Here is a 14,335-nt window from a genome sequence, read left to right on the forward strand (position 1 = left end):
TGGGGCGTAGGCTCAGAGTCCGAACAGGTTGCGCAGCCCCTGCTCCAGGCCTTGGACCCCCGTGGCGTCCTCCAGTTGTTTCAGGACATTGTCGTCACCGCCAAGCTCGCGGCGGGCGGCGCGGCGGGCCGCCTCGGCCACGGCGGGGCCGAGTTCGACGGCGACGTCGGGTGCGTCGATGGCACCCGACAGCTGCACCGGCACCTCGATTCCGGCGAGATCGCGCACATCCGGGCCGTCCGGCGGCTGCACAAGGGTGGCGACGAGATCGGCGTCCAGGCGCTGCGCGGACAGGTCCAGCGCGCCGTCGCCGGCCAGTGCGAAGAGCCGCGCCCGGGCGTCGATGTCACGGCTGCGGAAGACGCCGTCCTCGCCATCGGCGCTGAGGCTGAGCCGCGAGAAGGCGAGGCTGTCGGGCGTGACCTCGAGACCGATGACAGACAGCAGCGGGCCGAAGCTCGCCGCCGCCTGGTCCAGCGCCGTCAACCGGCCATCCTGCACCCGCAATCGCAGGCTGCCGGAGAGCCCGCGGCGCAGCGCCGCGGCATCGCTGCCCGCGGCGGCGAGTGCCGCGACCAGATGCACCCGTCCCGTCGCCTGCGGCACGCCCTGCAGGTCTGTCAACAAGGCGCCGAGGTCGGCGCCCGTCACCTCGGCTTGCAGTGTCTGCCAGGGCGGCGCGGCGGGTCGCAGCGTGCGCTCGATCCGGGCCTCGAGGGTGCCGCCGTAGAAGGCGCCGGCGGTGATATCCATGCCGGTGCGGCGGTCGCGCTTAACGGCGCGGATGCCGAGGTCATGATAGGCGAGTGCGCCCACCCGCAGCGACTCTGCGCCGAGCGCCAGCACGAGGTCCGGCGCGTGCGGCCCCGTCGGCAATGCCGGCAGGTCCGGCTGCGCCGGAGCCGGTTGCACTGGACTCGGGTCTGCCGGTCCGGGCAGCGCCGCCTCGCTGACGGGCATACAATCGTCGGCGGCGGCGCCCGGGGCGCCGGCATCGGCGGCGCCCGATGCGGTCAAGTACCGGTCGAGGTCGAGCCGATCCAGGCGCAGCACAACCGCAGCCGTGGGTGCGGGCCCCAGCCCGACGCTGCCCGCGGCGCGGGCACGGGTTGCGTCCAACCGCAAGGCCAGCGGCGCGACGTCGAGCCGGTCGCCGACGCGCTCGAAGCCGCCGGCGAAGGCGAAACAACGCAGCCCCCCCGGGGCGCCGGGTACGGGCTGCTCCAGGTGGCGGGCAAGCCAACGGCGCAGATCCAACGGCGCGAGCCGCAGACTGCCGCGGACCAGACCGCCGGCGGGCCCGATGACCCAATCACCGCGCAGGTCTAGATCAGCTGGGGGATCGGCTGGGGGCTCGGCTTCCGACAGCCAGAACTCGCTGATGTGCCAGACACCATCGGCATTGCGCTGCGCACGCTCGGCGGCGAGCACCGGCGCCAGGTCGCGGAGGCCGCCCAGCCGCAGATCCGCCGCCGAAAGCCGCAGCGGGGCCAACGTCAGCACCGGCAGTGCGGTGGTATCGACGCGTGCGGTGAAACGAAAAGTCCCGGCGATACGCCCATCGGCGGCGTCCAGCGGCAGCCGCGCCGACACGGCGATGGGACCGGTGCCAGCCGAAGACGGCGCTCCGCCGGCCTGGGTCCACAGCGGCCAGCGCAGGCGCTTGGCGCCCGCCGGATAGCTCAGGGTCAGCTCGGCACCGCTCACGCCCGGCAGCTCGAGGGCGGCGAGCCAGGGCGACGCCGCGCGTCGCGCCCGGCTCAGCGGCCGCAGCGCGATGCCCTCGGCCCGCAGCAGCGCCGGCTCGGCATGGCCGGTGAGCAGCGCCGGCAAGGTAAGATCCAGGCGCACGGTCTCGGCGCTGGCGAGCGTTGGGGCGTGCGTCGGGGTGGTCGTGGCAGCCGTCGCCAGGATGCGCACGGACCCCAGCACGATTTGCGGTCGGGGCAATAGTGTCAGCCCGGTGATGGCGTCGATCTGCACCGGCAGACTCAGCGCCGCGGTGGCCTCGGCTGCAAGGCGCTCACGCAGTGCCGCACGGTCCACCAGCATGGGTGCCGCGGACAACAACGCCGCCGTCAGCACCACCATGACCAGCACAGTCAGCGCCACCGCCCGCAGCAGCTTGTCCTTCGCGATCATTGCTTTGATCAGGCCTGCCACAGCGGGCTTTTGGGTGTTCGCCGACGGGGCGTCAGCCCCCCGCTCACCGCCAGCCAACGGTCAAATACCAGGCGCTCATGGTCAATGGGCTAAATCGGTGCGTACCGCAGTGTCACGGCCCTTCGCCGCCGCAACGCCAACAGATATCGAAGCTGCCGTCCACCAGCTCGCCGCAGCCGCGACAGACCCAGGAGCGGGTCGGCCCACGGTGCTGGTCTGCCAAGAACTCGTCAAGCAGCGCGCGGGCGCGCCCCAGATCATCGTCGCGCATGATCCACACGCTGGGGCAGAGATCCGCCGGCAATTCACCGATGGCGCCGGTGAGATAGTCGCCGAAAATGGCGTTGTCGACCCGATGGCGCTCGAGTAAGTCACTGAGCAGCTGGGCCTCGAAGCGGTTGCCGGCCTGGTAGAGTCGCTGCATGAGGATGGGGGAGCTGGAGCGGGTGATGGGAATCGAACCCACGTCATCAGCTTGGGAAGCTGAGGTTCTACCATTGAACTACACCCGCGTCGACGCCTGATTGTAAGCACGCGCTCACGCAAACGGCAAGGGCTGGATCGGCACAGCGCGACGGCTCGGGCCCCGCCGCCGTTGCCGCCGTGGGCGGCGGGCACATCGTCAGCGTACGTCGGTTACCCGCGAGGGCGTCAGACCCGCTCGCCGTCGTACATGCGCGCGACGGTATCCTGGTAGCGCGCGAGCACCTGGCTGCGCTTGATCTTCATCGTCGGCGTCTGCAGGCCGTTGTCGATGGTCCAGGGCTCGAGGGTCAGGCCCACGCGGCGAATCTTGGCGTAGCCCGGAAAGCCCGCCAGGGCCTCGCGCATGCGCCCGAGCATGGCCTTGTGCAGCGCCGGGTCGTCGAGGCTGGCCGGGGCTTGCGGGGCGAGACCGAGCTCCCGGGCGAGGGTGGGCCAGAGATCGGCGTTCAGCACCGCGAGCGCACTCAGGTACGAATGCCCTTCGCCGATGACCATCACCTGCTCGAACAGCGGGTCCATGCTCAGGGCCATCTCCATGTCCCCCGGCGGCACTTTCTCGCCGTTGGAGAGCACCAGAATGTCTTTGATGCGGCCGGTGATGTAGACATAACCGTCGTCGATGCGCGCCTGGTCCCCGGTGCGCAGCCAGCCGTCCGGCTCGATGATGCGGGCGGTGGCCGCGTGATTGTTCCAGTAGCCCAGCATGTTGCAGGGACCCAGCACCTGCAGCTCGTCGTCGGGACCGATGCGCGCCCGAACGCCCCGCAGCAGCCGGCCGACGCTGCGCGGACGGTTGTCCTTGAGCGGATTCACGGAGATCACCGGGCTGGTCTCGGTGAGCCCATAGCCCTGTAGCAACGGCAGCCCAAGGCCAATGAAGATCCGCCCCACCGCGAACGGCAGCGCCGCGCCGCCGCTCACCGCCGCCCGCATGCGCCCGCCGAGCCGCGCCATGACGGGGGCGGCCACCTTGCGCCGCAACAGCGGCCAGAGCAACAGCAGCGGGTGCCAGCCGCGTCGGCCCTGGCTGACCTCGAAGCGCAGCCAGCCGACGTCCACGGCCAACCGGAACAGGCGCTGCGCCAGCTTGGAGCGCGTCTGCAGCTGGCTCTGGATACGCTGGTAGACACGCTCGAACACCCGCGGCACCGCGATGATCACCGTCGGGCGGATCGCCTGTAAATCCTCGCCGAGCTGGGCCACCGAGCGCGCGTAGGCCACCGCAGAGCCCGTCATCATGGGCAGGAACAGGCTGGCGGTGCGCTCCAGGGTGTGCGACAGGGGCAGGAACGACAGGAACACGTCCTCCTGATACACATCCACCATGGTAATGGCGCCGTGGGCGTTGCTCAGGATGTTGTGATGACTGAGCATCACCCCCTTGGGCCGACCGGTGGTGCCGGAGGTGTAGACGATGGTGGCGAGCGCGTTCGGGTCAGCGTCGCGCCGGTCCGCCGGCGGGCTTGGCCCAGCCTCCGCCGGCAGCCAGTCGGCGGCGGCCACCGCACGGGGATCTTCGACGGCGCGCTGGTGCGCGTCGCCACGGCCGTCGACGATCACCACCCGCTGCGGCCAGGGATCGTCGCCGATGGCCACCGCGAGCCGGTGCCAGCGCTTCGCATCCTGGATACAGAGCAACTTCACCGCCGCGTCTTGCAGAATATAGGCGGCGTTGTCGGCACGGTCGTCGGTGTATAACGGTACGGTCACCAGTCCGAGCGATAGCGCCGCCTGGTCGATGATGACCCAGTCCGGACAGTTGCGCAGCAGGATGGCCACCCGGTCGCCGGGCTGCAGACCTTCGGCGGTCATGGCCGCGCGCCACCGCGCCACCGCCGCCGCGGCCTCGCGCCAGGTCATTGCCCGCCAGGCACCGGACTGGCGATCGTGCCAACGGTAGGCGACGCGCTCCGGCGAGCGGCGAGCGCGCCGCTGAAAGAGCCCATCGAGCGTGCGTGCCTGCTCGACGGAAATCAGATCCTCAGACCAAGTGGCCAACTGTGCGTCCTCGTCATCGGGCGGGCGCCAGGGACACCCGCGGCCATTACGCTTTCATGCTGCTGCAGACCCGGAAGTCTATTGTAAAATTTCAGGCTAAACACCTAGACTCCAGCAGCAACACCGCCGACCGCCCATGCAGATCACCATCAACGGCGAAGCCACCGAGATCGCGGACGACCTGGACATGGCCGCGCTCATCGCCCGCCTCGGGCTGACGGGCCGGCGCATCGCCGTGGAAGTGAACCAAGAATTGGTGCCGCGCAGTCGTTTCGAGGCGCATCGGCTGCGCGACGGCGACCGGGTGGAGATCATCCACGCCGTAGGCGGCGGCTGAGCTGCGGTAGATATCCGTTAACACGATGCCGGCCGCCCCGGCGCCAACAGCGGCTGCGCGCGCTTGCCAGGCATCACCGCGGGCGACGACACCCGTCGCCGCCCGCGCCAACAAGCCGCGCCAACGCCTCACGGACGCAACCGCCCGCCCCCAAGACACGCAACGAGAGATGCCAATGCCGCAAGACCAAGCCATCAATGCCGGCCAAGCCACCGACGGCTTCACCGTCGCAGGGCGCCGCTTCACCTCGCGTCTGCTGGTGGGCACCGGCAAGTACAAAGACCTGGATGAGACCGCCCGCGCCATCGACGCCAGCGGCGCAGAAATCGTCACCGTCGCCGTGCGCCGCAGCAACATCGGCCAAAACGCCAACGAGCCGAACATCCTGGATGCATTGCCGCCTGAGCGCTACACCATCCTGCCCAACACCGCCGGCTGCTATGACGTGGACAGCGCGGTGCGCACCTGCCGCCTCGCCCGCGAGCTGCTCGACGGCCATAACCTGGTGAAGCTGGAGGTGCTGGGGGACCAGAAGACCCTGTTCCCGGACGTGCTCCAGACCATCGAAGCGGCCAAAGTACTGGTGGCCGACGGCTTCGATGTGATGGTCTACACCAACGACGACCCCATCATCGCCAAACAGCTCGAAGACATCGGCTGCTGCGCCGTCATGCCGCTGGCGGCCCCCATCGGCTCCGGCCTGGGCATCCGCAACCCCCTCAACATTCTCACCATCGTCGAGCAGGCCTCGGTCCCCATCCTGGTGGACGCGGGCGTTGGCACCGCGAGCGATGCGGCCGTGGCCATGGAGCTCGGCTGCGACGGCGTGCTGATGAACACCGCCATCGCCGCCGCCAAAGACCCGGTGCTCATGGCCAGCGCCATGCGTAAGGCCATCGAGGCGGGCCGCGAGGCCTACCTGGCAGGACGTATGCCCGCCAAGCGCTTCGCGTCGGCGTCGTCGCCCATCGAGGGGGTCTTCTTTTGATCAGCTGGGGCGCGCGCGACGCGCGTCGCTGCTTGCCACTCGCAAGCCATTGATCATGTCGCGCTGCGATCGGTATCGGGCCTGACGCGATCAACCCAACGCCGAGGTGCCCGCCCGGGTTGTGCCTTGACGCGCTCACCCACCTGTCGATAGCCTGAGATGACTCGTGCCCCTGAGATCGTAGGGGCCGACCATCATGCCCCCAAGGCTGTCACCACAGCGCGGATGAAAGTACGACTAACGTCATGAACCGTCGTCATGCACTCGTTGGGATCGGGCTGTTCGCCCTCTGGTTGTCCGTGGTGACCGTGGGCACCAGCGCTGCCTCGCCCCCTGTGCCGTCGGCGGATCCGCCTGGTGCCCGCCTGGCACTGGCCAACCCGGCCTCGCGCAACTGCACCGAGCAAGGCGGTGAGCTTGAGATGAAAACGCTCCCCGATGGTGGCCGCTACGGCGTCTGTGTGTTCGCCGACAATCGCCAGTGCGAGGAATGGGCGTTATTCCGTGGCGAGTGCCCGGCCGGCGGCATCAAGATCACGGGTTACGATTCGGACATGCAAATCTACTGCGCCATCACAGGTGGCGAGGTCAATATGCAGGCCGGCACCTGCCAACGGCCCGACGGTAGCGTCTGCTCACTCGAAGACGACGCTGCCGGCGCCTGCGCCAACCGCCAACCCGCCCACTGAACGGCCGGCTACGCGCTCACTGCCCAAGCCGGTCACGCTCCACCCTTGCTGCCTGAGGACGCACGCGACATGTTTACCAAGGTTCGGCTTGACCAACTCGAAAGCAGCGCCAGCAACCTGACCCCCACGTTCGCCGCGCGCGAGATGGCCGAGCCTGTGCCGCGCTACACCCTGCCCGAGCACGAAATGGCGCCACGCAGTGCCTACCAGCTGATCCACGATGAGCTGATGCTCGATGGCAACTCCAGGCTCAATCTCGCGACCTTCGTCACCACCTGGATGGAGCCCGAGGCGCGCCAGCTGATGGCCGAATCCTTCGACAAGAACATGATCGACAAGGACGAGTATCCGCAGACGGCGGAGCTCGAAATGCGCTGTGTGAACATTCTGGCGCATTTATGGAACGCGCCGGCGGAGGAGGCGTCCACGGGCTGCTCGACCACCGGCTCCAGCGAAGCGGCCATGCTCGGTGGTATGGCGCTGAAGTGGCAGTGGCGCAAGCGCCGTCAGGCCGCCGGTCAGCCGGCGGACAAGCCGAATCTGGTAATGGGCGCGAATGTGCAGGTCTGCTGGGAGAAGTTCTGCCGCTACTGGGAGGTCGAGCCGCGCTTCGTGCCCTGCGAGGGCGATCGCTTCATCATCGACCCCAAGCTCGCGGCCGAACTGTGCGACGAGAACACCATCGGCGTGGTGGCGATCATGGGCTCCACCTACGACGGCAGCTACGAGCCGGTGGCCGCGGTGGCGGCGGCGCTCGACGAGCTCCAACGGACCCAGGGTCTGGACATCCCCATCCACGTCGATGGCGCCAGCGGTGCCTTCATCGCGCCCTTCCTGCATCAGGATCTGGCGTGGGATTTCCGGCTCCCACGCGTGAAATCCATCAACACCTCAGGCCACAAGTTTGGCCTGGTCTATCCCGGCGTCGGCTGGATCATCTGGCGCGACAAGGCGGAGCTCCCCGAAGAACTGGTGTTCCACTGCGCCTACCTCGGCGGTGACCTGCCGAACTTCGCGCTCAACTTCTCGCGCCCCGGCAACCAGGTTGTGGCCCAGTACTACAACTTTCTCCGCCTGGGCCGCGAAGGCTACACCCGGGTCCAGGCGGCCAGCCGGGACGTCGCGCGCTACCTCTCGGGTCAGATCGCCGAGCTCGGCCCCTTCGAGCTGATCTCCGACGGCTCAGACATCCCGGTGTTTTGCTGGCGCCTGGCCGAGGAGAGCAATTTCAGTCTCTACGACACCGCCGAATTCCTGCGCCATCGCGGCTGGCTGGTGCCAGCCTATCCCATGCCCGCGAATCGTCAGGACCAGGTGGTGCAGCGGGTCGTGGTGCGCGAGGGCTTCAGTCACGATATGGCCGATCTGCTGCTCGACGATCTGCGCCGTACGCTGGATCACTTCGCATCCAAGCCCGGGCACCAGCCGACCCGCGAGGGTGGGCACTTCCACCACTGAGCCGGGCGCCCGTAGGCCGCTCCCTCGGGACGCATCACACACCAATTTCCGATGAAGGGCATCCAGATCCGCGCCACCGATGCTTGGATCGGCGCCTCCTTCTGCGTCGGCGCCAGTTGTTTCATGATCGGCGGCGCTTCGGCGTCGGTCGCAGCCGGTTGGGCAGTGCTCGGACCCAAGGTCCTGAATGGACTCTTTGCGATCGGTGCCGTGTTTTTCACGCTCGCGGCCTGGGGACAATATCTGCAGGCGGTCAATGCGCAGACCGGCGAGCCCGATTCTGCGGCCACCGCCCGCCGTTGGCGTTGGTTTGGGATTCGGGCAGGCAGTCTGGGGTGGTGGGCCAGCGCCGTCCAGTTGGCCGGAACCCTGATGTTCAATCTGATGACCATCGATGCACTGGGGCCCGGTCTGCTGGGCTTACGTGCCGACCTGGCCGTCTGGAGCCCGGACATCATCGGCAGCCTCTGCTTTTTGGTCGCGAGCCAGCTGGCCGTGATGGATGTCTGCCGACACGCCTGGTGCTGGCACTGGCGCTCCCGCCCCTGGTGGATCGCAATGGTGAATCTGGCGGGCGCCATCGCCTTCCAGATTTCGGCGGTGTTCGGTTGGTACCGCCCCGGCGCGGCGGCGTCCCTGGGGCCTTGGTGGGACAACTATTGGACGTTCATTGGGGCCCTGTGCTTTTTGATCGGCGCGGTGCTGTTGTTGCCGGTCCCCTCGAGACAGCCGGTGGCGGCACCCTGAGGCGCCGGCGGGCGACCGCTGCCGTCCTCGACTCAGGCGCCCGGCTTGACCAACGCCGCCGAGAAGTCCCGGTGCAGGTAGCCGTCGACGATCGTCACCTCGGCGCCCAGTGCCGCGGCCCAGGCCTCGACCTCTGCGGGCTGGCGGTAATTGAAGGTCTGGGAGTTGTCCTTACCGTGCAGTAGATTGAAGACGAAGCCGCCGCCGGCGGCGGCGTAGCAACGGCCGACGGCCACGCGGGTCTCCTCCAGGGTCAGATTGTTCAGGGCACCGCTGCAGACGTACCAATCGGCCGCCGGCAGCGGGTCCGTCAGCACGTCGGCCTGGACGATCTCGGCGCCGGTGCGCTCACGGGCCACCGCGACCATGCGCTCGTGCAGGTCGACGCCGAGGTAGCCCCCCGGCTCATCGCCCTGGGCGCGCAGATAGATCAGAAAATCGCCGAAGCCGCAGCCCAGGTCCACCAGGCTGAGCCCGCCGAGGGTCTGCGGCAGCAGTTCCCGCAGCACGCGAAAGCGGGTCTGCTGGGAATTGGCGGATTGGTAGTGCAGCCCCTCGGCGGTGTCGCCATAGTGGCTCAGGACGTGGTCGTAGAAGTCGTGGACGCTGATGCGGGGCATGGCGGAACGGCTCGCAGGCCTCGGCTGGCGGGTGGCGGTACAATGGCGCGCGATCATACCGGGTTGGGCCGCCGCTGACGCGGGTGTCGACGGCGGGACTGCTGTGATGCGCGCCACGGGCACGTGTCCAGGGCATCCGCCAACGGCCGCAGGCCACCGCCCGACCCCGCAGCCACTAGAACCCCGGAGACGGTCGCGACAAGACGTCCAGCAGCCCGCGCCGGCGTGTCCCGATCGCCGCCCGATAAGCCAGCTCCTCACCCTTCGCCGTGCCAACAGTGATCCATCGTGACGACCCGAGCCAGCCGCACCATCGCCCGGTGCGCAGCTTCGTACTGCGCGAGGGTAGGCTCACGGCGGGGCAACGGCGGGCCTTTGAGGCGCTCTGGCCGCGTTTCGGCGTGGCTTGGCAGCCTGGCACCCCGCTCGATCCTGTGGCCGTGTTCAACGTGCCACAGCCGGTGGTGCTCGAGATCGGCTTCGGCAACGGCGAGTCCCTGGCGGCGCAGGCCGCGGCGGACCCGGCGCGCAACTATCTCGGCCTGGAGGTGCACCGCCCCGGCGTCGGCCACCTGCTGCTGCAGATCGAGCGCCTGGACATCGCCAACCTGCGGGTGATGCGCGCAGACGCCGGGGCGCTGCTGCAGCCGCCGCCGGCGGGCGGCCTGCCGGCGGCATCGCTCGCGGCGGTGCAGCTCTTCTTTCCGGACCCCTGGCCGAAGCAGCGCCATCACAAGCGCCGCATCGTACAGCCGGCGTTCATGCGCAACGTGGCCCGTGCGCTCGCCCCCGGCGGCGTCTTCCACGCCGCCACCGACTGGGCACCCTATGCCGAGCACATGCTACAGGTTCTGGAGGCCATGCCGGCGCTGTTCGAGAATACCGCCGGCGCCGGGCGCTTCACCGAGCGTCCCGCGAGCCGACCGCCGACGAAGTTCGAGCGCCGCGGCGAGCGTTTGGGCCATCGGGTCTTCGACCTGGTGTACCGGCGTCGCTGAGCCGGACAGCCGGCCACCGCCGCGTCGTCGTTGCCAGCCCCCGCGTGCGCCGGCGCAACCGCTGCCCCCCACCTAACCCATCCAGCACCTCACCCCCAAGCCATGTCCGCGCTCCGTCTGCAAGCCCTGCGACTGCGTCTGTTGGCGCCCGTGGATCTCAGCATCGACGCCGGCGAGCTGGTGTTCCTGTCCGGCCCGTCCGGCGCCGGCAAGAGCCTGCTGCTGCGCGCCATCGCCGACCTCGATCCGAACGGCGGCGAGGCCTGGTGCGGCGACACCGCGCGCTCGTCGGTGCCGGCGCACCTGTGGCGACGACGCGTGGGGCTGCTGCCGGCGGAATCCGGCTGGTGGGCAGAGCAGGTGGGCGGGCATTTCCCAACCGCGCCGGACACGGAGCCCCCGCTCGCAGCCCTGCTCGCGCGCCTGGGCTTCGGCCCTGAGGTGCTGGACTGGGACGTGCGCCGACTCTCCACCGGCGAGCGCCAGCGCCTGGCCCTGGCCCGGCTGCTGGCCAACCGGCCCGAGGTGCTGCTGCTGGACGAGGCCACCGCCAACCTGGACCCCGAGAACCGCACCCGCGTCGAAGCTGTCATCGCCGACTACCGCGCCGATGCCGCGGCGGCGGTGTTCTGGGTCAGCCACGACCCGGAACAGCGCGCGCGCATGAACGGGCGCCGACTGGTAATCCGCGACGGACGTATCAGCGCCGAGCAACCGGCGGCGGATGCGGCGCAGGCGGACCCATGAGCCTCATCTCCCTGAACCCCGTCGACTTGGTGCTGGCGGCTGCCCTGGTGCTGCTGCTGGCGGCACTGTCCTGGCGGCTGCACCTGGGCGTGGAGCGGCGCATGCTCATCGCCGCGGCCCGCGCCACCGTGCAGCTGGTGCTGCTGGGACTGGTGCTGAAGGTGCTCTTCGACACCACCAGCCCCGTGCTCATCGGCCTGCTGGCGCTGATGATGCTGTCGGTGGCGGGCTGGGAGGTCATGGCCCGGCAGACCCGGCGCTACCGCGGCCCCTGGGGCTACGGCATCGGCGCCCTGTCCATGTTCCTGTCGTCCTTCAGCATTACGGTGCTGGCGCTGACGGTGATCATCGGCGTCGAGCCCTGGTATCAGCCGCAGTACCTGATTCCGCTGCTCGGCATGCTCCTCGGCAACACCATGACGGGCATCGCCGTCGCCCTCGACGGCCTCACCCGGCAGGCCCACGACAACCGTGAGCGCATCGAGGCGCGGCTGCTGCTCGGTGCCCCCTGGGGCGAGGCCATCGCCGATATCCGCCGCGACGCCCTGCGCGCCGGCCTGATCCCCATCGTCAATGCCATGGCCACCGCCGGCATCGTCAGCCTGCCCGGCATGATGACCGGCCAGATCCTCGCTGGCAGCCCGCCCATGGAGGCGGCCAAGTACCAGCTGCTGATCATGTTCCTGATCGCCGCCGGCACCGGGCTCGGCAGCCTGGCGGCGGTGTGGATCGGCTCCCGGCGGCTGTTCGACGAGCGCGCGCGGCTGCGGCTGGATCGGCTCGCGCCGGGGCGCCGCTGAAGAGCGCCGGCGGACGCTGCGGATTTCGCCCCACGCCCACACACCGGCATAATCCCCGCCTCCACCGCATTGCCAAGGCTGCCGCACAGCCCGGAGCTGCCATGCCTCAAGCGTCATCGCACGAGCCGGGCTCGGACTTTCGCAACCTCTACCGCCACGGTCTGATGCGCGCCGCGGTGTGCGTGCCGGAGGTCCGTGTCGCCGAGCCCAACTTCAATGCGCGCGCCACCATCGCCCTGGCCCGGCAGGCGCACGAGGCCGGTGCCGTGCTGGCGCTGTTTCCCGAGCTGGGGCTCACCGCCTACAGCAACGACGATCTGTTCCACCAACAGGCGCTGCTGGCGGCCGGGCTGGACGCCCTCGCCGAGGTGGTCACGGCCAGCCGTACGCTGCGTCCACTGCTGGCGGTGGGAGTGGCGCTGGCCGTCGACGGGCGGCTGTTCAACTGCGCCGTGGCGGTGCATGCGGGCCGGGTACTGGCGGTGGCGCCCAAGAGCTATCTGCCGAACTACCGGGAGTTCTACGAGAAGCGCCAGTTCGCCGCCGCCGGCGCCGCCGTATCGGCGCAGATCGAGCTCCTCGGCGAGCACGTGCCCTTCGGCAACGATCTGCTGCTCACCGCGGCCAATGTGCCCGGCCTCACCTTGCACATGGAGCTGTGCGAAGACCTGTGGACGCCCATTCCGCCCAGCACCGAGGCGGCGCTCGCCGGCGCCACGGTGCTGCTGAATCTGTCCGCCAGCAATATCACCGTCGGCAAGGCGGCGTATCGCAACGACCTCATCGCCGCCCAGGCCGGCAAGTGCATCGCCGCCTACCTCTACTCCGCCGCCGGCCCCGGCGAGTCCACCAATGATCTGGCCTGGGACGGCCATGCGGTGGTGTTCGAGCAGGACCGGCTGCTGGCGGAGTCGGAGCGCTTCCCCGCCGGGGCACAGCTGGTGCTGGCGGACATCGACCTGGACGTGCTGCAGGCCGAACGGCTGCGCACCACCAGCTTCCATGACAACGCCGCCACCCATCGCGAGCGCCTGCGCGGCCTGCGGCGGGTGCGCTTCGAGCTGGCACTGCCCGCGGGCGACCTGGGGCTCAGGCGCCCGCTCCGGCGTTTCCCGTACATCCCGGCGGCGGCCGCCGACCGCGATGCCCTGTGCTACGAGGCCTACAACATCCAGGTGCATGGACTGGCCAAGCGGCTGGCGGCGAGCGGCATCCAGCGCATCGTCATCGGCGTGTCAGGCGGGCTCGACTCCACCCAGGCGCTGCTGGTGGCGGCACAGACCATGGATCGGCTCGGCCTGTCTCGCAGCAACGTCCTGGCCTACACCATGCCGGGCTTCGCCACCAGCACCGAGACCCGCGACAACGCCTGGGCCCTGATGCGCGCCCTCGGCGTCAGCGCACAGGAGATCGACATCCGCCCGTCCTGCGAGCAGATGCTCAAGGACCTGGGCCACCCCTATGCCGACGGCCAGGCCGTCTATGACGTGACGTTCGAGAACGTCCAGGCCGGTGAGCGCACCAGTCACCTGTTCCGGCTCGCCAATCACCACGGCGGGCTGGTGCTCGGCACCGGCGATCTGAGCGAGATCGCACTGGGCTGGTCCACCTATGGCGTCGGCGACCAGATGTCCCACTACAACGTCAACGCCTCGGTGCCCAAGACCCTGATCCAGGATCTGATCCGCTGGCTCATCGCCACCGATCGGTTCGACGCCGCCACCAACCGCATCCTGCAAGCCATCCTGGACACGGAGATATCACCGGAGCTGGTGCCGGCGGGTGCGGCAACGGGCAAGGACCAGCGCGGCATCCAACGCACCGAGGCCAGCATCGGCCCCTACGAGCTGCAGGACTTCAACGCCTTCCACATCACCCGCTATGGGTTGCGACCCAGCAAGGTCGCCTTCCTCGCCTGGCACGCCTGGCGCGACAAGCACCGGGGCGAGTGGCCGGACAACCTGCCGATGGAGCGCCGTAACCAATACGACCTGGCCACCATCAAGCACTGGCTCACCGTGTTCTGCCGGCGCTTCTTCGGCGGCAGCCAATTCAAGCGCACCTGCATGCCCAACGCGCCCAAGGTGGGCGCCGGGTCCTTGAGCCCCCGCGGCGATTGGCGGGCGCCGAGTGATTCGGAGCCGGAGGTGTGGCTCGAGGACTTGCGACGGCAGGTGCCGGACACTGAGCCGGGAGCAGACTGAAGGCCGTCCACAAAGCTAGATGCGCGGGTTCTATGGTTTGCGAATCTTCAAGGCGTTGCTGCGGGTGGTGAGGGGTCGCCGGCCGCCCGGCGCGGCCCTC

13 protein-coding genes and 1 tRNA gene are annotated in these 14,335 nt (G+C 69.2%); 9 read left to right on the top strand and 5 right to left on the bottom strand.

Going from position 1 to position 14,335, the window contains the following annotated elements; translation table 11 throughout:
• Positions 1 to 12: 12 nt before the first annotated feature.
• From QZ588_RS07175 to QZ588_RS07190, 4 genes are all read right to left on the bottom strand, one after another.
• Positions 13 to 2,142: an AsmA-like C-terminal region-containing protein gene (locus QZ588_RS07175; protein ID WP_295541275.1), complete on the bottom strand. Its 2,130-nt coding sequence runs from the start codon at positions 2,140 to 2,142 to the stop codon at positions 13 to 15.
• A gap of 133 nt (positions 2,143 to 2,275) precedes the next feature.
• Positions 2,276 to 2,629: a DUF2007 domain-containing protein gene (locus QZ588_RS07180; protein ID WP_295541276.1), complete on the bottom strand. Its 354-nt coding sequence runs from the start codon at positions 2,627 to 2,629 to the stop codon at positions 2,276 to 2,278.
• A tRNA-Gly gene (locus tag QZ588_RS07185) sits at positions 2,602 to 2,675 on the bottom strand. Before QZ588_RS07185 ends, QZ588_RS07180 begins: the two co-directional genes overlap by 28 nt.
• A gap of 139 nt (positions 2,676 to 2,814) precedes the next feature.
• A complete protein-coding gene (locus tag QZ588_RS07190) occupies positions 2,815 to 4,647 on the bottom strand; it encodes a long-chain fatty acid--CoA ligase (RefSeq protein WP_295541277.1) in 1,833 nt (610 codons plus the stop codon).
• Positions 4,648 to 4,783: 136 nt separating this feature from the next.
• Between QZ588_RS07190 and thiS the strand changes: the two genes are divergently transcribed.
• The 5 genes from thiS to QZ588_RS07215 all read left to right on the top strand — a co-directional run bounded on the left by thiS (position 4,784) and on the right by QZ588_RS07215 (position 8,866).
• Positions 4,784 to 4,984 (top strand): sulfur carrier protein ThiS, encoded by a 201-nt coding sequence (gene thiS / locus QZ588_RS07195; protein ID WP_295541278.1) that lies wholly within the window; start codon positions 4,784 to 4,786, stop codon positions 4,982 to 4,984.
• 175 nt (positions 4,985 to 5,159) lie between these two features.
• A complete protein-coding gene (locus tag QZ588_RS07200; RefSeq protein WP_295541279.1) occupies positions 5,160 to 5,972 on the top strand; it encodes a thiazole synthase in 813 nt (270 codons plus the stop codon).
• 245 nt (positions 5,973 to 6,217) lie between these two features.
• A complete protein-coding gene (locus tag QZ588_RS07205; protein ID WP_295541281.1) occupies positions 6,218 to 6,661 on the top strand; it encodes a DUF333 domain-containing protein in 444 nt (147 codons plus the stop codon).
• A 69-nt stretch (positions 6,662 to 6,730) separates the two neighbouring features.
• Positions 6,731 to 8,119 carry a glutamate decarboxylase gene (locus QZ588_RS07210; protein WP_295541283.1) on the top strand — a complete coding sequence of 463 codons (1,389 nt, stop codon included), beginning with the start codon at positions 6,731 to 6,733 and terminating at the stop codon, positions 8,117 to 8,119.
• A 51-nt stretch (positions 8,120 to 8,170) separates the two neighbouring features.
• On the top strand, positions 8,171 to 8,866 hold the full coding sequence (locus QZ588_RS07215; protein WP_295541284.1) for a hypothetical protein: 696 nt from the start codon (positions 8,171 to 8,173) through the stop codon (positions 8,864 to 8,866).
• A 32-nt stretch (positions 8,867 to 8,898) separates the two neighbouring features.
• Here the strand turns inward: QZ588_RS07215 and QZ588_RS07220 are convergent, their stop codons facing one another.
• Positions 8,899 to 9,486 (bottom strand): class I SAM-dependent methyltransferase, encoded by a 588-nt coding sequence (locus QZ588_RS07220; RefSeq protein ID WP_295541286.1) that lies wholly within the window; start codon positions 9,484 to 9,486, stop codon positions 8,899 to 8,901.
• Between the two features lie 278 nt (positions 9,487 to 9,764).
• Between QZ588_RS07220 and trmB the strand changes: the two genes are divergently transcribed.
• The 4 genes from trmB (at position 9,765) to QZ588_RS07240 (ending at position 14,235) form a co-directional block, all read left to right on the top strand.
• The gene (gene trmB / locus QZ588_RS07225) at positions 9,765 to 10,484 is read left to right on the top strand and encodes a tRNA (guanosine(46)-N7)-methyltransferase TrmB (protein WP_295541287.1); all 720 of its coding nucleotides are present in this window, start codon (positions 9,765 to 9,767) and stop codon (positions 10,482 to 10,484) included.
• Between the two features lie 102 nt (positions 10,485 to 10,586).
• Entirely contained in the window at positions 10,587 to 11,231 is a 645-nt protein-coding gene (locus tag QZ588_RS07230; RefSeq protein WP_295541289.1) for an ATP-binding cassette domain-containing protein, read from the top strand.
• Positions 11,228 to 12,031, top strand: a complete 804-nt coding sequence (gene fetB, locus QZ588_RS07235) for an iron export ABC transporter permease subunit FetB (RefSeq protein WP_295541291.1) — start codon at positions 11,228 to 11,230, stop codon at positions 12,029 to 12,031. Before QZ588_RS07230 ends, fetB begins: the two co-directional genes overlap by 4 nt.
• A gap of 101 nt (positions 12,032 to 12,132) precedes the next feature.
• The gene (locus tag QZ588_RS07240; protein ID WP_295541293.1) at positions 12,133 to 14,235 is read left to right on the top strand and encodes an NAD(+) synthase; all 2,103 of its coding nucleotides are present in this window, start codon (positions 12,133 to 12,135) and stop codon (positions 14,233 to 14,235) included.
• Positions 14,236 to 14,335 lie beyond the last annotated feature (100 nt).

The organism is uncultured Thiohalocapsa sp. (assembly GCF_913062725.1).
GTDB lineage: Bacteria > Pseudomonadota > Gammaproteobacteria > Chromatiales > Chromatiaceae > Thiohalocapsa.